The following is a 21,169-nucleotide window of genomic DNA, read 5'->3' as shown; positions in this document are numbered from 1 at the left end:
GCGCGACGCTGACCGGCATCCGGAAAGGACATCAAGGGAACAAGGAAGGATTAGGAGGCGTCAGGCCTTCTTCTCGCGCAGCCGGATGATGACATCCACATAGGCGATTTCCATGCCTTGGGGTGCATCCGGCAGGTTGCCGATCTCCAGATTGCTGACCGGAATATCGAGCACCTCGTTGCGGCCTTCCACGAAGAAGTGGTGATGGTCCGAGATATTGGTATCGAAATAGGTCCTGGCGCTTTCCACGGCGAGCACGCGGATGAGGCCGGCCTCGGTGAACTGATGGAGCGTATTGTAGACGGTTGCGAGCGAAACGGGCACTCCGGCCGAGACGGCCTCCTCGTGCAGTTCCTCGACGGTCAGGTGACGGTCGCCCTTGGCGAACAGCAGGTCGGCAAGCGCCACGCGCTGTCGCGTCGGACGCAGGCCGCAATGGCGCAGTCTCGTCTCGATGTCCGTAATGGCTTCTGCCATAGTGCCTGTCAGCTCCCCACGTTCACGCAAATGTAAGGTATCTTGACTTTCCGATATAACTTTTACAGCCAGCGCTTTCAATAGTTTCCGGAGGATACTGTTCGCGAGACAGCCAAAATCACGTTATTTCCGCCACAAGCCTCTGGTTTGCGCCCATCGCTTCCTATATGCGGACCTGAACGGACGATGTTCCACCACTTGGCAGCCACCCCAAGCGAAGTGTGGGATATCGTCACTTCAATTTCGACCGATCTTGCAATAGTGGTTCTGAAACAGAAGGTCCAAGGCTCAACGGGGGGAACGGAATTTTATGGCAGTCAGACAGTCCAGCTTCTCTTACGAGGAAATCCTCACCTGCGCCCACGGCGAAATGTTCGGACCCGGCAATGCGCAGCTCCCGCTGCCGCCCATGCTGATGTTCCATCGAATCACCGAGATTTCGGAAACCGGCGGCCCGAACGACAAGGGTTTCATTCGTGCTGAGTTCGACATCACGCCGGACCTCTGGTTCTTCCCCTGCCATTTCGAAGGCGATCCGGTCATGCCGGGCTGCCTCGGGCTCGATGCCATGTGGCAGCTGACCGGCTTCTATCTCGGCTGGCTCGGCGAACCCGGCAAGGGCCGCGCGATCTCCACCGGCGAAGTGAAATTCACCGGCATGGTCACGCCGCAGACCAAGCTCGTGGAATACGGCATCGATTTCAAGCGCGTGATGCGCGGACGCCTCGTGCTCGGCATTGCCGACGGCTGGATGAAGGCCGATGGCGAGGTGATCTATCGCGCCAGCGATCTCCGCGTCGGCCTGTTCCAGGAAAAGGCGGCCTGACAGAGGCATGATGCCGAAGGCAGAACAAGCAGAAAAGGTTTTGATGAGATGAGACGGGTAGTTGTCACGGGTCTCGGTATCGTATCCTCGATCGGAAGCGACGCCGCCGAAGTCACCGAATCCTTGCGTCAGGCAAAGTCCGGCATTTCATTCTCCCCCGATTTCGCCGAGCACGGCTTCAAGTGCCAGGTCTGGGGCAGGCCCGCTCTCGATCCCACCGAACTGGTCGACCGCCGGGCCATGCGCTTTCTCTCCCAGGGCGGCGCCTGGAACCATGTCGCCATGAAGCAGGCGATCGCCGATTCCGGCCTGGAGGAAAAGGACTACAGCGAGAACGAGCGCACCGGCATCATCATGGGCTCGGGCGGTCCTTCGACCCGTACGCTGATCGAGGCGGCCGAAATCACCGTCAAGAACAACAGCCCGAAGCGCATCGGCCCGTTTGCCGTGCCGAAGGCCATGTCGTCGACGGCTTCTGCGACGCTCGCCACCTGGTTCAAGATCCACGGCGTGAACTATTCGATCTCGTCGGCTTGTTCCACCTCCGCGCATTGCATCGGCAACGCTGCCGAAATGATCCAATGGGGCAAGCAGGACGTGATGTTCGCCGGCGGCCACGAGGACCTCGACTGGACCATGTCGAACCTCTTCGACGCCATGGGCGCCATGTCCACCAAGTTCAACAACCAGCCGGAAAAGGCCTCGCGTGCCTACGACGTCGACCGCGACGGCTTCGTGATCGCCGGCGGCGCCGGCGTGCTGGTGCTGGAAGAGCTCGAGCGCGCGAAGGCCCGCGGCGCCAAGATCTATGCCGAGATCGTCGGCTACGGCGCGACTTCGGACGGCTACGATATGGTCGCTCCATCGGGCGAAGGCGCGGTGCGCTGCATGCGACAGGCGCTTGCAACCGTGAAGGGCGATGTGGACTACATCAATACCCACGGAACCTCGACGCCGGTCGGGGATTCCAAGGAGATCGGCGCCATCCGCGAAGTGTTCGGCGACAGGATGCCCCATATCCAATCCACCAAATCGCTCACCGGCCATTCGCTCGGCGGCGCCGGCGTGCAGGAATCGATCTACGGGCTTCTGATGATGCAGGAGCGCTTCATCGGCGAAAGCGCCCATATCGAAAATCTCGATCCGGAATTCGATGGCATGCCGATCGTCCGCAAACGGATCGACGATGCCAAGATCGACACGGTTCTTTCCAATTCCTTCGGGTTCGGCGGCACCAACGCCACGCTCGTCTTCCAGCGCTATAACGGATAATTCCATGAGCGGAATCATGCAGGGGAAACGCGGCCTGATCATGGGGGTCGCCAACAATCATTCGATCGCCTGGGGAATATCGAAGGCCGTCGCCGCGCAGGGCGCGGAGCTCGCCTTCACCTATCAGGGCGAAGCGCTCGGCAAGCGCGTCAAGCCGCTTGCCGCCGAGCTCGGTTCCGATTTCGTCGTGCCCTGCGACGTGGAGGACATCGCATCGGTGGATGCCGCCTTCGCGACGATCAAGGAACGCTGGGGCACGCTGGATTTTCTCGTCCACGCCATCGGCTTTTCCGACAAGAACGAGTTGAAGGGCCTTTACGCCGACACGACCCGCGAAAACTTCAGCCGCACCATGGTGATCTCCTGCTTCTCCTTCACGGAAGTCGCCAAGCGCGCCGCCGAACTCATGCCGAACGGGGGGTCAATGCTGACGCTGACCTATAACGGCTCTCAGCGCGTCATCCCGAACTACAACGTCATGGGCGTCGCCAAGGCGGCCCTGGAAGCCTCCGTGCGCTATCTGGCAGCCGACTACGGACCGCGCGACATCCGCGTCAACACGATCTCCGCCGGCCCGGTGCGCACGCTGGCGGGCGCCGGCATTTCGGACGCCCGCGCCATCTATTCCTGGAACCAGCAGAACTCGCCGCTCCGTCGCACCGCGACGATCGAGGATATCGGCGGCTCGGCGCTTTACCTCCTGTCCGATCTTTCCCGCGGGGTCACCGGCGAGGTCCACTATGTCGACGCCGGCTACAGCATCACGTCGCTGCCGACGCTCGACAGGCTGCGCAAGGCGGATGCGGAGTAAGTTGCTCTGATCGATCAAACAAAAAAGCCCCGTCATCGCAGGGCTTTTTTGTTGCTTACTTGCGAGCCCACAGAACCTTGAAGCGGGCATTGCGGCAGGTTTCGCCATGCTCGCGGAATCCTTCCGCCAATACCGGCTCGTAAGGCAGGCCGCGGTTGGCGACCAGCATCAAGCGGCCGCCGTTCTTCAGTGCGGAGGCGGCGCTGCGGATCATCGTCCTGCCGAGTTCCGGATCGGCCGCCTGCGCTTCATGGAACGGCGGGTTCATGACGACGAGATCGTATTTCTCCTTCACCGGCTCGGCGCCGAGATCCTGCCAATAGAAACGCGCATCGAGGTCCGGGCAGTTGCGGGCGAGGTTCCGCTTGGCAAATTCCAGCGCCTGCCAGTCGGCCTCGTAGAGGTCGATGCGGTTCACGCGCGGCGACTTCTCCTTGAGCATCACCGAAAGATAACCCCAGCCGGCGCCGAAATCGGCGGCATTGCCGTCGAAATCAGTCGGCAGGCGCCCTGCAAGCAGTTCCGAGCCTGCATCGACGCGATCATGCGAGAACATGCCGGGCGCCGCCTCGAAGCGGCCTTCGACCATGACAGGCGATTTCTTCAATGCCGCGATTGCCGTGTCGGCCTTTTCCGGTCGGGCGAACCAGATCGCCACGCCATGATATTTCGGGGTGTAGTCGATCTGCAGACCGAGCTTCAGAAGCGTGTTGCGAAGCGGCTGGATGCCATCCTCCTTGCCGCCGGCAACGACGATCATGCCGCCCGCCCTGACCCGCTCCAGGGCCTCTGCCACGCGGTTCTCGTTCTCCCCGCGATGTTTTCCGCAGAGCACCAGCGCCGCGTCGTAATCCTCGCCTTCGGCTTCAGGAACGGCACCTTCCCGCAAGGCGCGGAAGAGCGGGCGGAACGGCTGCACTGCGGCGACTTCCGCCTCAAACCCTTCCGGCAGGACATTGCCGGCCTCGGCACCCAGAAAGATCACGCGTTCTCCCTCGCCGGGCATGGGCACCGCCCCGGTGGCGAAAGGATGGAAGAGGGTTTTCAGCGCGTCGCGGCTCATGGTCGTTCCCTGGGGACATCGGATACAGAAAAGGCGCGGAAGAGCTTCCGCGCCTCGTTTCTCTTCAAGAGGAAGGAAGCTTATTCGGCGGCTTCGCCGTCAGCCTTCTTCTTCTCCTGGGCGATTTCCTGGCCGGTGGCCTGGTCGACGACCTTCATCGACAGGCGAACCTTGCCGCGCTCGTCGAAGCCCATCAGCTTGACCCAGACCTTGTCGCCTTCCTTGACGACATCGGTCGTCTTGGCAACGCGGTCGGAGGCGAGCTGCGAGATATGCACGAGGCCGTCACGGGCGCCGAAGAAGTTGACGAAGGCGCCAAAATCGGCGGTCTTGACGACCGTACCTTCATAGATCTGTCCGACTTCCGGCTCAGCGACGATCGAGTGGATCCACTTGCGGGCCGCTTCGATCTCCTTGCCGGAGGAGGAGGCAATCTTGACGGTACCGTCGTCCTCGATGTTGATCTTGGCGCCGGTCTTCTCGACGATCTCGCGGATGACCTTGCCGCCCGAGCCGATGACTTCACGGATCTTGTCGACCGGGATGTTCATCATTTCGATGCGCGGCGCGAACTCGCCGAGCTGGCCGCGGCTTTCGGTGATGGCCTTGGCCATCTCGCCGAGGATATGCTTGCGGCCGCCCTGAGCCTGCTCAAGCGCCACCTTCATGATCTCTTCGGTGATACCGGCGATCTTGATGTCCATCTGCAGCGAGGTGATGCCGCTTTCCGTGCCGGCGACCTTGAAGTCCATATCGCCGAGGTGGTCTTCGTCACCCAGGATATCGGAGAGAACCGCGTAGCGATCACCTTCGAGGATCAAGCCCATGGCGATGCCTGCAACCGGCTTGGCGATCGGAACACCCGCATCCATCAGCGCCAGCGAAGTGCCGCAGACGGTCGCCATCGAAGAGGAACCGTTCGACTCGGTGATTTCGGATACGACGCGCAGCGTATAGGGAAATTGCTCGGCGGTCGGCAGCATCGGGTGGATGGCGCGCCATGCGAGCTTGCCGTGACCGATTTCCCGGCGGCCCGGAGAGCCCATGCGGCCCGTTTCGCCGACCGAATAGGGCGGGAAGTTGTAGTGGAGCATGAACTGCTCCTTGTACATGCCGGTGAGGCTGTCGACATACTGCTCGTCCTCGCCGGTGCCGAGGGTCGCGACGACGATCGCCTGGGTTTCGCCGCGGGTGAAGAGCGCGGAACCGTGGGTGCGCGGCAGAAGGCCGACTTCGGCAACGATCGGGCGGACCGTTTCGAGGTCGCGGCCGTCGATACGGCTCTTGGTGTCGAGGATATTCCAACGGACGATCTTCGCCTGCAGATGCTTGAAGATCGCGCCGACTTCTTCAGCCGTGTACTTCGCTTCGCCTTCTTCCGGGAGGAAATGCGCCTTCACCTTGGCCTTGACGGCGTCTACGGCGGCGTAACGGTCAGCCTTCTGGGTGATCTTGTAGGCTTCACGCAATTCCGCCTCGGCAATGCCGAGCATTTCGGCTTCGAGTTCGGAATAATCTTCCGGCTGGAAGTCGCGCGGCTCCTTGGCGGCGACTTCGGCGAGCTTGATGATCGCATCGATGACCGGCTGGAAGCCGCGATGGCCGAACATGACGGCGCCGAGCATGACTTGTTCGTTGAGCTCCTTGGCTTCCGATTCAACCATCAGGACGGCGTCGGAGGTGCCGGCGACGACGAGGTCGAGGGTCGACTCGTCCATTTCGTCGAGATGCGGGTTCAGCACGTATTCGCCATTGATGTAACCGACGCGGGCGCCGCCGATCGGGCCCATGAATGGGATACCGGAGAGCGTCAGAGCCGCCGAGGTGGCGACCATGGACAGGACATCGGGATCGTTTTCCAGGTCATGCTGAACGACGGTGACGACGACCTGCGTGTCGTTCTTGTAACCTTCCGGGAAAAGCGGGCGGATCGGACGGTCGATCAGGCGGGAAACGAGGGTCTCGTTTTCGCTCGGACGGCCTTCGCGCTTGAAATAGCCGCCCGGGATCTTGCCGGCGGCATAGGTCTTTTCCTGGTAGTTGACGGTCAGCGGGAAGAAGTCCTGGCCCGGCTTCGGCGCCTTGGCGGAAACGACGGTGGCGAGAACGACGGTCTCGCCGTAGGTGGCGAGGACGGCGCCGTCAGCCTGGCGGGCGATCTTGCCCGTTTCCAGCTTCAGCGGACGGCCGGCCCATTCGATTTCGACGGAATGAGTATTGAACATGTCTTGTCCTTCAATGCGGAAGCACGCGCATCGCCAGATCCGGCGCAGCGCATGATCGACCGCAATCAATGTGACTCATCATGGGCAAGACAACGGGAGGCTTTGCGATCGTCGGCTCCCCTTTGCAGAGAAACCTGGCCAAAGCCCATCGGTTTCCCCTTGGACCATTGGCCGAAAGCATCCGGCAATCCTGCCCCATGACAGGTCGGTGATTGGTGGCGGATCCGGCCCATCCGGGCCCGCCGTCGGTTCATACCGCGCGAATCTAGCGCGCGGCTTGAGCATTTCATCGGGCCTGGCCCGAAAACGTCCGGCGGGCACTGTCTCCAGGCCCGCCGGAAGATTTGTCAGCGACGGATACCCAGGCTGCCGATCAGCTTGGTGTAGCGCGCTTCGTCCTTCTTCTTGAGATAGTCAAGAAGCGAGCGGCGGCTCGAAACCAGCGTCAGAAGACCACGGCGGGAATGGTTGTCCTTCTTGTGGTCCTTGAAGTGTTCGGTCAGGTTGTTGATGCGCTCCGTGAGGATTGCGACCTGGACTTCGGGGGAACCGGTATCGCCTTCGGCGGTTGCGTATTCCTTGATGAGCGCGGCCTTGCGCTCGGCAGTGATCGACATCGGACGATCCTTTCTGTGGAGAGGAGTTGAGGACGCCAAAAGCCGGGATGTCGTCCAGCCTTGGCCGTTAAAAAGCAAAAGGAGCGCCAAAAGCCGCCTTTATGCTGGCGCTGCCTATAAACCATTCATGCCCGGATTGGAAGAGCCGATGTTTCGCTCAGCCGAACACGCGCTTCGGGCGGAACTCGCCCTGGCCGATCTCTCCGATGGCGATCAGTTTCCCGCGGGCCGTCGCATAGGCTTCGGTCTCCGCCACCGGCGCGTCGCGGCCGCGCAGGATCACCGGATTGCCCATCTTCAACCGATGCGCCTGGTCGTCGGTGACCGGCAGATGCGGCAGGTTGGAAAGCGCCTCGGCCGTGTCGATCAGGAATTCGTCGAGAGCGGCCAGCCGTTCGTCGCGGTCCTCGATCTTCTCGAGCGCCACGAGATCGGCGAGCGGCACCATGCGGTCTTCCGCGAACGGCGCCACGAAGGTGCGGCGCAGTTCCGAAATATGGCCGTAGCAGCCGAGTTCGCGGCCGAAATCGCGCGCCAGCGCCCGCACATAGGTGCCCTTGCCGCATTCGACTTCGAAATGCGCCTTGTCGGCCGTGGCTCCAAGCAGCGTCAGGCGGAAGATCTCCACCTCGCGGGAGGGGATTTCCACCGTCTCGCCGTCGCGGGCAAGGTCATAGGCCCGCTCGCCGGCGATCTTGATCGCCGAAAACTGCGGCGGAACCTGCGTGATCGTGCCCGTATAGCTCGGCAGAAGGTCGCGGATCGCCTGTTCCGCCGGGCGCCTGTCGGAGGTTGCGCTCACCTCGCCTTCGAGATCGTCGGTCGAGCGCTCCTCGCCCCAGGTGACGGCGAATTCATAGATCTTGCGGCCGTCCATGACATACGGGACCGTCTTGGTGGCATCGCCGAGAGCGATCGGCAGCATGCCGGAGGCAAGCGGGTCGAGCGTGCCGGCATGGCCTGCCTTCTGGGCGTTGAACAGCCATTTGATCTTGGAAACGGCTTCGGTCGAGCCGAAATCCACCGGCTTGTCGAGGATCAGCCAGCCGGAAACCGGCCGGCCCTTGGGTTTCTTAGGTTTGGACATGCGTACTCTTGGTTATTCCTTGTCTTCGTCGCCGTCTTCGAGGTCCCGCTGAACCTCGGGCGAACGCAGGAGATCGTCGATCTTCTTGTAATTGTCGAAGCTCGTGTCGTCGCGGAAGCGGACCTCCGGCATGTATTTCATCTGCCGGAGCTGGCCGCCGAGACGGCCGCGGATGAATTTCGCATGGCGGTTCAGCGCCTCGATGACGCCCGCATGGTCCGCAAGCCCGAGCGGCGTCACGTAGGCGGTGGCGATCTTGAGGTCCGGCGACATGCGCACTTCGGAGACCGAGATCACCGTCTTTTCGATCAGGTCATCGCGCACTTCGCCGCGCTGCAGGACCTGGGTTATGGCGGCGCGGACCTGTTCGCCAACGCGAAGCATGCGCTGGGAGGGCGCCGAGGATGTAGCCTTGGTCATCTTGTTTCTCTTCCATAGCGCCGTCGGGGTTCGTCCCGATCGGGCGCTTCGTCAAGCAAAGGCGGTCCAAATGGCTGAGATGCAGCCAAAGGTCAAGGCGCAAAGCTTTCTTTATCTTAACATCGAATATGGACGGCCACAGCCTCAATCGAGTTTTTCGAGATAGGGCAGATCGTGCGGATGCACCTGCCGGGTCACCATGGTGATGCGGTCGATCGCCCTTTCGCGGGAGACCTGCAGGTGACGTTTCAGCAATTGGGACGCTTCCTCTGTCCTGCCGGCCTGCAGACGATCGATGACCTCGATATGCTCGGCCAGAAAGGGTTCCGTGCCGAAGAGCCGCGGCATCCACTGATAGAGGAAACGATGCGCCACCAGAAGCGCCTGCGGCAGGCTGATCGCCTGCATCAGCGTGCGGTTTTGACAATGGCCGAGCAAGGTCACATGCAGCTCCTCCTCCAGCCGGTCGAGATCGGGGCCGGTCAGCTCGCCGGCATTGTCGACCGCCGTTTCGAGATGGACGCGCATGGCGGCAAGCAGATCCGGCGAAACGTGCGGCGCCGCCTTTTTAAGCGCCACCGGTTCCAGAAGCCACCGCAGCTCGTAGAGTTCGCCCACATGGTCGGGTGTCATGGCGGGTGCGATCCAGCGGGCGCGATCGTCCTTGCGCACGATGCCGCGCTGCTGGAGCCGGCCGACCACGTCGCGCGCCACGGTGCGGCTGACATTATAAAAGCGGGCAAGCTCTGTCTCGTTGACGCGCCAGCCGGCAAAGGAACAGCGGGCGGCGATCTCGCTCTCCACCTCTCCATAGATTTTCTCCCAGCTCGAAAGCTGGGTCAGGCGCAGCTCTTCGGCGGTTTCCGCCGGCGTCGCCAAGGCAGTCGCCCTGTCAGGTGTCGAGACATGCACCGCGTAACCGCGGCCCGATGATTTTTCGAGGAAACCATGACGTTCGAGCTCGACAAGCGCCTGGCGGGCCGGCGCGCGGCTGATCCCGAACTGCTCCGCCACGGAGGATTCGTTCAACCGGGTTCCCGGCGCCAGCACCCCTTGGGAAACCTGCCCGGCGATGATCTCGAACACCTGCTGGTAAAGGCGGGGCGCAGCACCACCTGTCACCTTCGGCCGCTGCCGGTCTGGTTCGGCCAAGCGTCCCGTCGCCATGTCCCCTCCCATTCTTCTTTATCCCAAGAAGATTTCCCGATCGTCGGTCCCGTCGGAAACGACAGTTCATCCCCCTGAAAAGTAACAGGTCGGACCGGCTCGTTCAATTCATCCGCCCACGAGCCCTCGCGCCGAACTCCTCCTTCTCTCCCCCAAAATCCCGCTTGCCAAAATCGAAAAGACGTCTAGTGTACACTTTATACATTCTTGAGAGACTTCGAACTGGCCGGATGCGGGAGGAGCACGGATGGTGGGTCGATTGGTCAAGAAGCGCGCCCTGGTGACGGGAGCGGGCCAAGGCATCGGCCGCGCGATCGCCATCGCCTTTGCCGCCGAGGGCGCAGAGGTCGTCGCGACGAGCCGCACGGCCGAAAAGATGGCCGATCTTCGGGATCATTGCCCTGCCGTCACGACCGCCGCGCTCGACGTCACCGATGCGCCCGCCGTCCAAAGAGCGATCGCTGAAGCCGGGCGGCTCGACATTCTCGTCAACTGTGCCGGCTGGGTGCATAACGGCACGATCCTCGATTGCGACGAAGACGACTGGCAAAAGAGCATCGATCAGAACGTCACTTCCGCCTTCCGCACAATGAAGGCGGTGCTGCCGCAGATGATCGAGCGGAAAAGCGGTGCGATCGTCAACGTCGCCTCGGTCGCCTCCAGTATTACCGGCGTGCCGAACCGGGCGGCCTACGGCGCCAGCAAGGCGGCGCTGATCGGTCTGACCAAGGCCGTTGCACGCGACGTGATTTCATCCGGCGTGCGCGTCAATGCGCTCTGCCCGGGCACCACGCTGTCGCCCGGTCTCCAGGGACGGATCGACCAAAGCGCCGATCCGGAGGAGATGCGCCGCGCTTTCATATCCCGCCAGCCGATGGGCAGGCTCGGTACCGTCGGGGAAATGGCCGCAGCCGTGGTCTACCTCGCCAGCGATGAGACAGCCTTCATGACCGGACAGGTGCTTATCGTCGACGGAGGACAGACGTTATGAGCGTCGCGGCATCCCTGGACGAAGCCGTGGTCCATGCGCCGGCAGCAGAGGTGGACCGGTTCTGCCGGACCGTCTTCCTGGCCGCCGGCGCGGACGAGGCGACGGCGGACGCGGCCACGCGGGCGATGATGCACGGCTCACGGCTCGGCGTCGACAGCCACGGTGTCCGGCTTCTCGACCATTATATCCACGTGATGACCGGCGGACGCGTCAACCCGCGGCCGAGCCTCGCGATCACGCAGGCGACCGCGGCCGTCGCCTCGCTCGATGCCGATCACGGCCATGGCGCGCTTGCCGCCTATCATGCCATGGAGAAGGCGGTCGAGCTTGCGGAAACCGCCGGCATCGGCGCCGTCTCGATCCGAAACAGCTCGCATTTCGGACCGGCCGGAGCCTATGCGCTGGATGCCGCAGCAAAGGGTTATATCGGCGCCGCCTTCTGCAATTCGGACAGTTTCGTGCGGCTGCACGACGGCGCGATGCGGTTCCATGGCACCAATCCGATTTCCTTCGCCGTTCCGATCGAGGGCCAGAAACCCTGGCTCCTGGACATGGCGACCAGCGCCATCCCCTATAACCGCGTGAAGCTCTATCGCAGCCTGCGTCGGGAACTTCCGGCCGGCGTCGCATCCGATGCCGAGGGCAGGGATACGCGCGATCCCTCGCTGGTGGAAATGCTGGCGCCGGTCGGCGGCGAGTTCGGTTTCAAGGGCGCAGGGCTGGCGGGGCTGGTGGAAATCCTGAGCGCGGTTCTTTCGGGCATGCAGCTGAGTTTCGACCTTTTGCCCATGAACGGGCCGGATTTCTCCACGCCCCGCGGTCTCGGCGCCTTCGTGCTTGCGATGAAACCCGGCGCCTTCGTTCAGCAGGACGTATTCCAGGCCGGCATGCGGCGCTATGTCGAGGTGCTTCGCAGCTCGCCGGCGCGGGAAGGCATGAAGGTCATGGCGCCGGGCGATCGCGAATGGGCGGTCGCTGAAGAGCGCGAGACGCGCGGCATTCCGCTCGATCCGGCGACGCAGGAAGCCTTTGCGAGACTGGCGGAGCGATACGGGCTCGAGGCACCGCCGACAGTGCCATGAGAACAGCCCGGCGGAGGAGCCGGGGATGAGAACAATGTCGAAAGGACATGAAGAGGAGGAAAGCATGCGCATTTCTGCCAAGAGACTTCTGCCTTTGCTGGCAGCCGCAGGCCTTGCCGCATTCGCAGCCGCGTCCGCGAGCGCCCAGGAAACATTCACGCTGCGGTTCAACCACGTGCTGGCGCCGAGCGAACCTTTCCATGCCGGTTTTCAGAACTGGGCCAAGCGCGTGGAGGAACGCACCAAGGGCGGGCTGAAGATCGAGGTCTTCCACAGCGCCCAGCTCGGCGTCGAGGAGGATATCATCGAGCAGATCCGCCAGGGCGCCAATGTCGGCCAGAACACCGATTCCGCCCGTCTCGGCAATTACGTACCGAGCATCGCGGTGATGAACGGCCCCTATTTCGTCGACACGCTGGAGGACGTCTGGAAGCTTTCCGACTCGCCGTCGCTGAAGAAATGGCAGGAGGAGCTCGCCACGCAACACGGGCTCAAGGTCGTCTGCTTCGACTGGGTGCAGGGCTTCCGCCATTTCTTCACCAACAAGCCGATCAGGACGCCGCAGGATCTCGCGGGGCTTCGCATCCGTACGCCGCCTGCGCCGATCTGGCAGGAATCGATCCGCGCGCTCGGCGCCGCTCCGACCGCCATGGCCTTCGGCGAGATGTATCCCGGACTTCAACAGCAGGCGATCGACGGCGTCGAGCTCGTCTATGCCAACATTCCGGGCGGCCGCTTCTACGAAGTGCTGAAATACGCCAACGAAACGAAGCACATCATGCTGATCAACTTCGAGGTGGTGAGCGCCCAGTGGTTCGACGCCTTGCCGGCGGAATACCGGACCGCGCTTGTCGAGGAATGCAAGGCGGCCGGCCGCGAGACCTCGCAGAAGATCGCCGAGACGGCCGACAGCATTAAGGCCGATCTGCAGAAGCGCGGCATGCAGGTGGTGAGCGACGTCGATCTCGCCGCTTTCAAAAAGGCAGGCGACGCGGCCTACGAGAAGCTCGGCATCACTGATGCCAAGAACGCCGTGCAGGCTGAACTCGGCAAGAAATAACCGGGGGGATGAGGTCAGAAACGACCCGCGAAAGGAAGACATCATGATGCGCTTCTACGACTTCATCGGAAGGGCCGAGGCTGTCGTCGCGGGTTCGTTTCTGATTCTCATGACCGCGCTTATCTTCACCGGCGGGCTCGCCCGCTTCTTCGGCCACCCGCAGAACTGGACGATCGACGTTGCGACCTGCCTGTTCGCCTGGTCCTGCTTCCTCGCAGCCGATATCGCCTGGCGGCGGAACAGTATGATGGCGCTCGACGTCGTCACGCAGCGGCTCCCGGAGAAGACCCAGAAGGTGCTCCGCATGATCAACTATCTGCTGATCGTCGCTTTCCTGCTCTTCCTCATGTATTACGGCTTCTATCTCACCTGGATCAGTCGCATCCGTTCCTTCCAGGGCATTCCCTGGGTCAGCTATTCCTGGGTGACGGTGAGCCTTCCGGTCGGTGCCACACTGCTGCTCGCCACGACGATCCTCAGGATTCGGGCGGAGCTGCGCGGCGAATATATCGCGAATACCGCCGTCGACGTGGTCTGAGGCCTTTCCATGCTGCTGGTCGCGATCGTCTTCACCATCCTGATGGTCATCGGCATGCCGGTCGCCTTCGCGGTCGGCATATCCGGGATCGTCTTCTTCCTCCAGAACCCGGAATTGCCGCGCACCATGACGGTGCAGCTCACCGTCACGGAAACCCAGAATTTCGCGTTGCTCGCCGTGCCGCTCTTCATCCTCGCCGGCAATTTCCTGAATTCGTCCGGCATCGCGCACAATCTGCTGAAGCTCGCCTCGGTACTGACGGGGCGGCTGCAGGGCGGGCTGGCGCAGGTTTCGATCGCGCTTTCGACGCTGATGAGCGGCGTCACCGGCTCCTCGATCGCGGACGCGGCGATGAACACCCGCCTGCTCGGGTTCGAGATGCTGAAGCGCGGCTTTTCGAAGGGCTATGCGGCGGGCGTGCTTTCCTACGGCTCGCTGATGGCGCCGATCATCCCGCCCGGCATCGGCTTCATCCTCTACGGCACGGTCGGGCAGGTCTCGATCGGCCGGCTCTTCGCCGCCGGCATCATTCCGGGCTTCATGCTCTGGGCGGCGCTCGCCTTCACCATTTCGATTACCGCCCGCAAGCGCGGCTACAAGCCCGAGCTCGACAGGGCGCCGACCCCGTCGGAGATCGCCAAAGCCTCGATTGCCGGCATCTGGGCCATCCTGTTTCCGATCATCCTCATCTTCGGCCTGCGTTTCGGCGTCTTCACGCCATCGGAAATCGGAGCCTTCGCGGTCGTCTACGCCTTCCTCGTCGGTGTCTTCGCATATCGCATGCTGACCTGGACGAGCTTCAAGCAGGCTGTCGAAGCAAGCCTCATCGACGTCGGGGCGGTGATGTTCCTCCTGGCGCTGTCGGCGGTCTTCGGCTACGGCATCATCTTCGAGCGCATCCCTGAGGTCATCTCCACCTGGATGCTCGGCATCACCGACGATCCGGACATCGTCATGGTGATCATCGTGCTGTTCATCCTGGTCGCCGGCACCTTCATGGAGGGCTCGGTGCTGATCGTCATGCTGACACCGATCTTCATGCCGCTCCTTCAGCAGTACAACATCGATCCGGTCCATTTCGGGCTGGTCTTCATCATCGCCGCGACGATCGGCAACTATACGCCGCCGGTCGGCGGGGCGATGTTCGTCGTCTGCCAGATATTGCGATGCCCGATCGAGGACTATACGCGAGAATCCATGCCGTTCCTGATCGCCGTGTCGCTCGTCACGCTGGTTCTGATCTTCATGCCGGGGATCGTGCTCTACGTCCCGAACCTGCTGTTCAACCCCTAACAGCTCCGATCAGAAGAGCGCATCCTCGATATCCTCGTCGGACATGACGGCCGCGACCGCGGGGGCTTCCACCGGCGGAGCGGTTCCGAGCACCTCGGCATGCAGTTCCCGTTCGGCCACCATCGTGTAGAGACGGAAAATGCGGCCGCCGACATCGGCGAGCGCTTCTTCGAGGCCCGGCGCCTGAAACACCTCCTCCCCGATTTCCATCTCCTCTGCGCAGCTGCGCAGCACCTCGCCAAGTTCGGCCTTGAAGTTCAATCTTGCCAGCGAGGCGTCCATCTCGCCAACAGCCATCCGGCTCTGCTCGCCGAGAGCTGCCATCTGCGCATCCATGCGGTCGCCCACGGCGCGAATGTTCGCCAGTGCGTTTTCGAGACGCCGGTCGAGACATTCCTCCTCTTCCTCGCCCTGCACGCCGATCAGCTTGTTGGCGGCGGCTTCCAGCACCTGAAGTTCGGTCAGGATCCTCTCCGCGGTCTCGTCCAGCTGGCCGGCGAAATTGCGCAATTCAGCGGTAACGACGTTGATCGCCTTGCCTTCCTCGCCGATCTTGCCGCAGCGCAGGTTGGTGTTGAGCGCCATATAATGGATGTCGGTGCGTACCACCTTGACGATGCCGATACCGTCGAGCAGTTCACGCACGATGTTGCAGGTCGCGCGGCTGAGCTCATCTGCCTGGCGGGCAACCTCCTCGATCTCGCGCACCGCGCCGCGGGCCGCCGCCACGCCGTTTTCGAGCTGGCGGATCGCATTGTCGTTCTCGTCGCCGTCGTCATCGGTCATCGTGGCGCGCAGGGCCTCGATTTCCGACAGGTCGGAGCGGAAACTCGCAACCGTGGCGACGATCTTCGCCGTGTCGCGGTCGAAATCGAAGATCGACCGGTTGAGCTGCAGCGATACAAGCCTGCGGACGATCAATGACAGGCTCTCGCGCTGTCCGGCCTCGAGCGCGGCGCCTGCCGGCGAGTCCAGATATTCGGAGAGGATCTGAAGACCCGACTGGCAATGTTCGATGCGCTGGCGGGTGATGTCCCCTACCTGCATGGCCGAGAGCGTCGAAGCGAGCTTCGTCTGGATCCCGCCTGCGACGGTGCGCACCTTCGCGGCGCGCTCGACAAGCAGCTTGCGGTGTCTGGCGATCTCGGTGGAACCTTCGGAAAGCCCGGCGACGATTTGCGGCACCGTCTGATCATAGCTTGCCAGGATCACCTTTCCCTTGGCCATCACCGGTCCGAGACCTTGGCCCAGCGTCGAGAGCTTGCCGGCAAAATCGTTCACCTGGCGCGTACCTTCCTGGATCCTTGCCAGGATTTCCTCCGCGAAGCCGGAGAAATCGGCAATGCCGGCGCCGGTGATCTTGGCGGTCACGGCAAAGGTGCGCAGGTAGCGCAGCGTCTCCTGCATTTCCTCGATCTGCGGCTCGAGCTTGCGCTCCGTGCAGGCGATATCCCGGAACCCCGCCTGACGCGCGGCTTCGAGGCCGGTCAGTTGGGAAAGACGATCGACCGTGCTCTTCAGTTCCGCCATCGTGGCATTTGCGGTTCCCTCATCCAGCGACCCGGTCAACTGGTCGAGGGAAGCGATCAGCTTGTTCAGCACGTCAAGGATCGACAGGAGCGCGGCGCCACCTTCGAGAAAGCGCTCCTCGAGGCGAGAGCGGGCCGTTTCCATCCGATCGACGAAAGCCAGCACGCCCGTCGAACCTTTCGGGACGTCGAGAATGGATGTCCTGACAGCCACTTTATCTCACCTTTCAAGCCCAGCCGGGCTCCTGCCTGCCTAAAAATGAATGACGATGAATTCGCCGTACCGTTCCGGGACAGCTCCGCACCAGCAAGTGCATGGCATGGTCTGTCCCGTGCGGAAACCACTCTGAGCAGCCAGGCGTTAATTCCCGCAAAACAGATATTTGGTTTTGCGACTTGTGGTTAATTTTCCGAGCCCCGGCCGGTGCGGAACGCAATCTATGACTATTATTTCGTGAGAAATCGCCGCGGCCGATTAACTTTCCATTAACGATGCAAGTCCACATTCGGAAAGCTATTTCAGCTTTTCAAGAATTATATTGGAGTAAAAATGCCGGCTTCCAATGTTAAAGATGATTGCCTCAAGTTGCCGCAGAACTTGACTGTTCGATCCATTGTAACCGTCCAGCAGGAAATGCTTCAGTTCATCGACAAAAATACATCCGCGACGATCGCGCTTGCGGATGATTGCCAGGTCGACATCAGCTTCATCCAGCTCATGGAAGCAGCACGGGTCCACGTCGGCACGGCGGGAAAACACATCGCGCTCGCCGAGCCCGCCGGCGGCGCGGTGCTCGACGCCCTGCAGCGTGGCGGCTTTCTCGAAGGCATGTCCGAAGAGGACGCGAAATTCTGGCTTCATCAAGGGGGAATGCAATGAGCGCCAGCATCCTTACCGTCGACGATTCGGCGAGCATCCGCCTGACGACGCGCGTTGCGCTGAGCAATGCGGGATATCAGGTCACCGAGGCGGTCGACGGCATGGACGGCATCGCCAAGCTGAACGCCGGCCAGTTCGACATGATCGTCACCGATCTCAACATGCCGAACATGGACGGGCTCACCATGATCCGTGAGCTGCGCAAGATGCCCGCCCATATGGGCGTTCCCGTGATCTTCCTGACGACGGAATCCGACAACGACCTGAAGCAGCAGGCCAAGGCCGCCGGCGCCACCGGCTGGCTCACCAAGCCGTTCGATCCGGAAAGCCTGGTCAAAATCGTCCGGAAGGTGCTGGGCAGATGAGTTTTCCCGATCCTATCGCGGTTTTCAGAACGGAAGCGGCCGAGCTTCTCGAACAGATCGAGGCGGGGCTTCTCGATCTCAACGTGAACCTCGGCGACAAGGATCAGGTCGACGCGGTGTTCCGCGGCCTCCACACGTTGAAGGGCTCGGGGGCGATGTTCGGCTTCGACGCGCTGGCCGCCTTTACCCATCATTGCGAAACGGCCTTCGATCGCGTCCGCAAGGGCGAGGTGCCTGCAACGCAGGAACTGGTCACCGCGGTTCTCGAAGCCAAGGACCACATGCGGGCCCTCGTCGAGACGCCGACCGGCGATCACGAGGCGATGAGCGAAGCGCTTCTCGCCAATCTGCGGGCCGCCGTCGAGGCCGCCAAGAGCCCGGGCGCCACCTCTGCCGCCAAACCAGCGCCGGGACAGACCCTTTTCAAGATCCGCTTCAGCCTGCCGCTGAACGCGATGGCGAACGGGACCAATCCGCTGCCGCTTCTCGACGAGCTGCGCGAACTCGGGGAATGCAGGATCGTCGCCGACCGCTCGGCGATCCCGTCGCTCGACCTTCTGGTGCCGACCGATCTTCACATCTCCTGGAATGTGGAGCTTCTGACCTCTCAGCCGCGCTCGGCGATCGAGGACGTCTTCATCTTCGTCATGGACGAGATGCAGCTCGACATCACCGCGACGGAAACGGCGCCGGCTTCCCCGGCCGACGCTCCTGCCAAACCCGAAGCACCGGTTGAAGCAGCAAAGCCTGCCGCTGCGGCTGCCGTGGAGCCCCTGCGCGCGGCAGTTCCCGCTCCGGCGGCTCCCACGCCGGTCGACACCAAACAGAACAAAGCCTCCGAAAACGTCCGAGTGCCGGCCGAAAAGCTCGATGAACTGATGGACCGCGTCGGCGAGCTCGTCATCGCCCAGTCGCGGCTCAGCCAGCTTGCCGGCGGCAGCGGCGATCTCCAGCTCCGCGCTGTTTCCGAAGACGTTGAGCGCCTTTCGGGCGAGCTGCGCGACACGATGATGGTGCTGCGCATGGTGCCGGTCGCGCATCTGTTCAGCCGCTTCCGCCGGCTCGTGCACGATCTCGCCCACGAGACCGGCAAGACGATCGAACTGGTGACCGAAGGCGAAAGCACGGAAGTCGACAAGAGCGTCATCGAGCGCCTCGCCGACCCGCTGGTGCATCTGGTTCGCAACTCTTGCGACCACGGCCTCGAAACGCCGGAAGAGCGCCGCGCCGCCGGCAAGCCGGAAGCCGGCCGTATCCTGCTCTCCGCCCGCCAGCAGGCAGGCGAGGTCATCATCACCATCAAGGACGACGGCCGCGGCATCAACAAGGAGCGCGTCCGGGCCAAGGCGGAAGCCTCCGGCCTCATCGCTGCCAACGCCAATCTCACCGACCAGGAACTCTACCAGCTCATCTTCCAGCCGGGCTTCTCGACGGCAAGCCAGGTCACCAACCTCTCCGGCCGCGGCGTAGGCATGGACGTCGTCAAGCGGACGATCGACGCGCTGCGCGGGACGATCAACGTCGCGAGCCATCCGGGCAAGGGTTCGGAGATTTCACTGGCGATCCCGCTGACGCTGGCCATCATCGACGGCCTGCTCGTCCGCGTCGGCTCCGGCCGCTACGTCATTCCGCTCTCGGCGGTCGAGGAGTGCCTGGAGCTCTCGATCGAGGACGACATGCGCTCGCGCGGCCGCAGCTTCATCTCGCTGCGCGACAGCCTCGTGCCTTTCCTCCGGCTCCGCGATCTCTTCCGCACCGGCACCAAGCCGGACCCGTTCCAGAAGGTGGTCGTCATCTCCACCGGCTCCGAGCGCGTGGGTCTGGTGGTCGACCAGATCATCGGCGACCACCAGACCGTCATCAAGGCCATGTCGAAGCTGCACCATGACGTCGCCACCTTTTCCGGCGCGACCATTCTCGGCGACGGCGACGTGGCTCTGATCCTCGATGTCGGCCATCTGGTGGCGGAAGGACAACAGCAGGAGGCGCATCTGCGGGCGGCGGGATGAACGAAGCAATCAGAAAGATTTCCGAAGACCTTTGGGACGGCCGCGACGAGCTGGAGGTCCTGACTTTCGACATCGCCGGCGAGATGTTCGCGCTCGAGGCCGTCACCGTGCAGGAAATCCTCGATCTCCTGCCGGAGACGATCGTGCCCGGCGCCAAAGCCTTCGTCGGCAGCGTCATCAACTTCCGCGGCAAGGTCATCCCGCTCGCCGATATCCGCCTCGCGTTCGGCATGGAAGCGACGAAGCCGACGATCGACAGCCGCATCATCGTCATCGAGATCGATATCGACGGAGAGCCGGTGCTTGCGGGCATCCGGACCGACAAAGTGCACGAAGTGACCACCCTCCTGCGCGCCGCAGGCGAACCGCCGCCGAGTGTCGGCATGCGCTGGCGCCCGGACTTCATCGACTGCCTGGTCAAGCGGGGAACCGAATTCATCATCATCCCCAATCTTCAGGTGATTTTCTCTGCTCAGCACGATCATTCCGCAATCGCGAGCAATCACGGTTAGCGACTTCCACGACGGGGACTTAGAGATGCGCGCGACGATCAAATTGAAACTGGCCTCGGCATTCGGCTTCATCATCCTGATGCTGCTCGCCACGGCAGCCTACGGCATTTTCAGCCTCAGCAACCTGAACACAGCGCTGGAAGACGTCATCACCGGTCCGGCGGAGCGCCTCAAGCTCGCGCAGATGCTGAACGTCACCCAGTTGCAGCAGATCCGGCAGCAGAAAAACCTTCTGATGGCCACGAGCCCCAGCGAAATGCAGGGTTATATCTCCACGTCCGATGAGGCGCGCCGGCATTTCGACGAGACCTTCAAATCGGTCCTGGCGCTCGCGACCGAGCAGGGCAAGGCGAACTGGGCGAAGCTCGAAGGCTTCACCACGGAATTCCGCAAACAGGACGACCGCATCCGCGCACTCATGCTGGCCGGCAACACGGCCGGCGCGCAGCAAGTATCGACCAATGAGGCGCGCACCGTCACCAACGAGATCGACGCGCTCCTGACGCAGGTCGTGAACCTGGAGGAAACGCGGCTCGATCAGGCCGACGATCAGGCCGACGTGGACTATGCCCAGACCCGTACGATCATGATTTCGGTCGCCGGTATCGCCCTCGTGATCGCCGTCTTCGCCGCCATCTGGATCGCATTCTCCATCAACAAAGGCCTACGCAACGCCGTGACCGCCGTGCAGAACGTTTCCGACGGCGATCTGACGCGCTTTGCGACCATCACCACCAAGGATGAGATCGGCGAACTGCTCGGTTACGTCAACACCATGATCGAGCGCCTTCGCGGCGTCGTCGGGGATGCGCTTTCCGCCTCGGACAACGTCTCGTCCGGCAGCCAGGAGCTTTCGGCAAGCTCCGAGCAGCTCTCCCAGGGCGCCACCGAACAGGCCTCTTCCGCCGAAGAGGCCTCCGCCTCCATGGAGCAGATGGCCGCCAA

General features: G+C 62.5%; 21 protein-coding genes. 13 read left to right on the top strand and 8 right to left on the bottom strand.

Going from position 1 to position 21,169, the window contains the following annotated elements:
• Window positions 1-60: 60 nt before the first annotated feature.
• The gene (gene irrA / locus ACMGE0_RS15450; RefSeq protein ID WP_436816760.1) at window positions 61-477 is read right to left on the bottom strand and encodes an iron response transcriptional regulator IrrA; all 417 of its coding nucleotides are present in this window, start codon (window positions 475-477) and stop codon (window positions 61-63) included.
• A gap of 310 nt (window positions 478-787) precedes the next feature.
• Between irrA and fabA the strand changes: the two genes are divergently transcribed.
• Genes fabA through fabI form a run of 3 tightly spaced genes read left to right on the top strand, consistent with a single transcriptional unit; the run spans window position 788 to window position 3,386 of the window.
• Window positions 788-1,303, top strand: coding sequence for a 3-hydroxyacyl-[acyl-carrier-protein] dehydratase FabA (fabA, locus tag ACMGE0_RS15445; protein WP_436816759.1), 516 nt, complete (start codon window positions 788-790; stop codon window positions 1,301-1,303).
• 48 nt (window positions 1,304-1,351) lie between these two features.
• Window positions 1,352-2,575 carry a beta-ketoacyl-ACP synthase I gene (fabB, locus tag ACMGE0_RS15440; protein WP_436816758.1) on the top strand — a complete coding sequence of 408 codons (1,224 nt, stop codon included), beginning with the start codon at window positions 1,352-1,354 and terminating at the stop codon, window positions 2,573-2,575.
• Between the two features lie 4 nt (window positions 2,576-2,579).
• On the top strand, window positions 2,580-3,386 hold the full coding sequence (gene fabI, locus ACMGE0_RS15435) for an enoyl-ACP reductase FabI (RefSeq protein ID WP_436816757.1): 807 nt from the start codon (window positions 2,580-2,582) through the stop codon (window positions 3,384-3,386).
• Between the two features lie 55 nt (window positions 3,387-3,441).
• Here fabI and ACMGE0_RS15430 read toward each other — a convergent pair whose 3' ends face one another.
• The 6 genes from ACMGE0_RS15430 to ACMGE0_RS15405 form a co-directional block, all read right to left on the bottom strand.
• Window positions 3,442-4,449, bottom strand: coding sequence for a class I SAM-dependent methyltransferase (locus tag ACMGE0_RS15430; RefSeq protein ID WP_436816756.1), 1,008 nt, complete (start codon window positions 4,447-4,449; stop codon window positions 3,442-3,444).
• 80 nt (window positions 4,450-4,529) lie between these two features.
• A complete protein-coding gene (pnp, locus tag ACMGE0_RS15425; protein WP_436816755.1) occupies window positions 4,530-6,674 on the bottom strand; it encodes a polyribonucleotide nucleotidyltransferase in 2,145 nt (714 codons plus the stop codon).
• A gap of 347 nt (window positions 6,675-7,021) precedes the next feature.
• Window positions 7,022-7,291 (bottom strand): 30S ribosomal protein S15, encoded by a 270-nt coding sequence (gene rpsO / locus ACMGE0_RS15420; protein WP_085421830.1) that lies wholly within the window; start codon window positions 7,289-7,291, stop codon window positions 7,022-7,024.
• 157 nt (window positions 7,292-7,448) lie between these two features.
• Entirely contained in the window at window positions 7,449-8,378 is a 930-nt protein-coding gene (truB, locus tag ACMGE0_RS15415) for a tRNA pseudouridine(55) synthase TruB (RefSeq protein WP_436816754.1), read from the bottom strand.
• Between the two features lie 12 nt (window positions 8,379-8,390).
• Entirely contained in the window at window positions 8,391-8,798 is a 408-nt protein-coding gene (gene rbfA / locus ACMGE0_RS15410; protein WP_436816753.1) for a 30S ribosome-binding factor RbfA, read from the bottom strand.
• Window positions 8,799-8,942: 144 nt separating this feature from the next.
• On the bottom strand, window positions 8,943-9,965 hold the full coding sequence (locus ACMGE0_RS15405; protein ID WP_436816752.1) for a GntR family transcriptional regulator: 1,023 nt from the start codon (window positions 9,963-9,965) through the stop codon (window positions 8,943-8,945).
• A gap of 247 nt (window positions 9,966-10,212) precedes the next feature.
• Here ACMGE0_RS15405 and ACMGE0_RS15400 point away from each other — a divergent pair, with 247 nt between their 5' ends.
• The 5 genes from ACMGE0_RS15400 (at window position 10,213) to ACMGE0_RS15380 (ending at window position 14,929) form a co-directional block, all read left to right on the top strand.
• On the top strand, window positions 10,213-10,956 hold the full coding sequence (locus ACMGE0_RS15400) for an SDR family oxidoreductase (protein WP_436816751.1): 744 nt from the start codon (window positions 10,213-10,215) through the stop codon (window positions 10,954-10,956).
• Complete coding sequence (locus tag ACMGE0_RS15395) at window positions 10,953-12,038, top strand: Ldh family oxidoreductase (protein ID WP_436816750.1); 1,086 nt, start codon at window positions 10,953-10,955, stop codon at window positions 12,036-12,038. The genes ACMGE0_RS15400 and ACMGE0_RS15395 overlap by 4 nt, the downstream gene beginning before the upstream one ends.
• A gap of 64 nt (window positions 12,039-12,102) precedes the next feature.
• Window positions 12,103-13,098: a C4-dicarboxylate TRAP transporter substrate-binding protein gene (locus tag ACMGE0_RS15390; RefSeq protein WP_436816749.1), complete on the top strand. Its 996-nt coding sequence runs from the start codon at window positions 12,103-12,105 to the stop codon at window positions 13,096-13,098.
• Between the two features lie 43 nt (window positions 13,099-13,141).
• Window positions 13,142-13,636: a TRAP transporter small permease gene (locus ACMGE0_RS15385; RefSeq protein ID WP_436816748.1), complete on the top strand. Its 495-nt coding sequence runs from the start codon at window positions 13,142-13,144 to the stop codon at window positions 13,634-13,636.
• A gap of 9 nt (window positions 13,637-13,645) precedes the next feature.
• The gene (locus tag ACMGE0_RS15380; RefSeq protein ID WP_436816747.1) at window positions 13,646-14,929 is read left to right on the top strand and encodes a TRAP transporter large permease; all 1,284 of its coding nucleotides are present in this window, start codon (window positions 13,646-13,648) and stop codon (window positions 14,927-14,929) included.
• Window positions 14,930-14,938: 9 nt separating this feature from the next.
• On the opposite strand, the gene ACMGE0_RS15375 is transcribed toward ACMGE0_RS15380, so the two are convergent.
• Entirely contained in the window at window positions 14,939-16,672 is a 1,734-nt protein-coding gene (locus ACMGE0_RS15375; RefSeq protein ID WP_436816746.1) for a methyl-accepting chemotaxis protein, read from the bottom strand.
• Between the two features lie 336 nt (window positions 16,673-17,008).
• Between ACMGE0_RS15375 and ACMGE0_RS15370 the strand changes: the two genes are divergently transcribed.
• The 5 genes from ACMGE0_RS15370 to ACMGE0_RS15350 all read left to right on the top strand — a co-directional run.
• Window positions 17,009-17,338 (top strand): STAS domain-containing protein, encoded by a 330-nt coding sequence (locus tag ACMGE0_RS15370; protein WP_436816745.1) that lies wholly within the window; start codon window positions 17,009-17,011, stop codon window positions 17,336-17,338.
• Window positions 17,335-17,703 (top strand): response regulator, encoded by a 369-nt coding sequence (locus ACMGE0_RS15365; RefSeq protein ID WP_436816744.1) that lies wholly within the window; start codon window positions 17,335-17,337, stop codon window positions 17,701-17,703. Before ACMGE0_RS15370 ends, ACMGE0_RS15365 begins: the two co-directional genes overlap by 4 nt.
• The gene (locus tag ACMGE0_RS15360; RefSeq protein WP_436816743.1) at window positions 17,700-19,712 is read left to right on the top strand and encodes a chemotaxis protein CheA; all 2,013 of its coding nucleotides are present in this window, start codon (window positions 17,700-17,702) and stop codon (window positions 19,710-19,712) included. The genes ACMGE0_RS15365 and ACMGE0_RS15360 overlap by 4 nt, the downstream gene beginning before the upstream one ends.
• Window positions 19,709-20,224: a chemotaxis protein CheW gene (locus ACMGE0_RS15355; RefSeq protein WP_436816742.1), complete on the top strand. Its 516-nt coding sequence runs from the start codon at window positions 19,709-19,711 to the stop codon at window positions 20,222-20,224. The genes ACMGE0_RS15360 and ACMGE0_RS15355 overlap by 4 nt, the downstream gene beginning before the upstream one ends.
• 25 nt (window positions 20,225-20,249) lie before the next feature.
• Window positions 20,250-21,169: MCP four helix bundle domain-containing protein (locus ACMGE0_RS15350; protein ID WP_436816741.1), on the top strand; the 920-nt coding region annotated here is incomplete at its 3' end.

The sequence above is a fragment of the Neorhizobium descurainiae genome (assembly GCF_051400715.1).
Classification (GTDB): Bacteria; Pseudomonadota; Alphaproteobacteria; order Rhizobiales; family Rhizobiaceae; genus Neorhizobium.
This window is presented reverse-complemented; position numbering and strand designations above follow the sequence as displayed.

Coding starts and splice junctions, on each gene's coding strand:
- ACMGE0_RS15355 (WP_436816742.1), top strand. CDS start 19,709: ATGAACGAAGCAATCAGAAAGATTTCCGAAGACCTTTGGGACGGCCGC.
- ACMGE0_RS15395 (WP_436816750.1), top strand. CDS start 10,953: ATGAGCGTCGCGGCATCCCTGGACGAAGCCGTGGTCCATGCGCCGGCA.
- ACMGE0_RS15405 (WP_436816752.1), bottom strand. CDS start 9,965: ATGGCGACGGGACGCTTGGCCGAACCAGACCGGCAGCGGCCGAAGGTG.
- truB (WP_436816754.1), bottom strand. CDS start 8,378: ATGTCCAAACCTAAGAAACCCAAGGGCCGGCCGGTTTCCGGCTGGCTG.
- rbfA (WP_436816753.1), bottom strand. CDS start 8,798: ATGACCAAGGCTACATCCTCGGCGCCCTCCCAGCGCATGCTTCGCGTT.
- fabA (WP_436816759.1), top strand. CDS start 788: ATGGCAGTCAGACAGTCCAGCTTCTCTTACGAGGAAATCCTCACCTGC.
- ACMGE0_RS15390 (WP_436816749.1), top strand. CDS start 12,103: ATGCGCATTTCTGCCAAGAGACTTCTGCCTTTGCTGGCAGCCGCAGGC.
- ACMGE0_RS15370 (WP_436816745.1), top strand. CDS start 17,009: ATGCCGGCTTCCAATGTTAAAGATGATTGCCTCAAGTTGCCGCAGAAC.
- irrA (WP_436816760.1), bottom strand. CDS start 477: ATGGCAGAAGCCATTACGGACATCGAGACGAGACTGCGCCATTGCGGC.
- ACMGE0_RS15380 (WP_436816747.1), top strand. CDS start 13,646: ATGCTGCTGGTCGCGATCGTCTTCACCATCCTGATGGTCATCGGCATG.
- pnp (WP_436816755.1), bottom strand. CDS start 6,674: ATGTTCAATACTCATTCCGTCGAAATCGAATGGGCCGGCCGTCCGCTG.
- rpsO (WP_085421830.1), bottom strand. CDS start 7,291: ATGTCGATCACTGCCGAGCGCAAGGCCGCGCTCATCAAGGAATACGCA.
- fabI (WP_436816757.1), top strand. CDS start 2,580: ATGAGCGGAATCATGCAGGGGAAACGCGGCCTGATCATGGGGGTCGCC.
- ACMGE0_RS15400 (WP_436816751.1), top strand. CDS start 10,213: ATGGTGGGTCGATTGGTCAAGAAGCGCGCCCTGGTGACGGGAGCGGGC.
- fabB (WP_436816758.1), top strand. CDS start 1,352: ATGAGACGGGTAGTTGTCACGGGTCTCGGTATCGTATCCTCGATCGGA.
- ACMGE0_RS15430 (WP_436816756.1), bottom strand. CDS start 4,449: ATGAGCCGCGACGCGCTGAAAACCCTCTTCCATCCTTTCGCCACCGGG.
- ACMGE0_RS15365 (WP_436816744.1), top strand. CDS start 17,335: ATGAGCGCCAGCATCCTTACCGTCGACGATTCGGCGAGCATCCGCCTG.
- ACMGE0_RS15360 (WP_436816743.1), top strand. CDS start 17,700: ATGAGTTTTCCCGATCCTATCGCGGTTTTCAGAACGGAAGCGGCCGAG.
- ACMGE0_RS15385 (WP_436816748.1), top strand. CDS start 13,142: ATGATGCGCTTCTACGACTTCATCGGAAGGGCCGAGGCTGTCGTCGCG.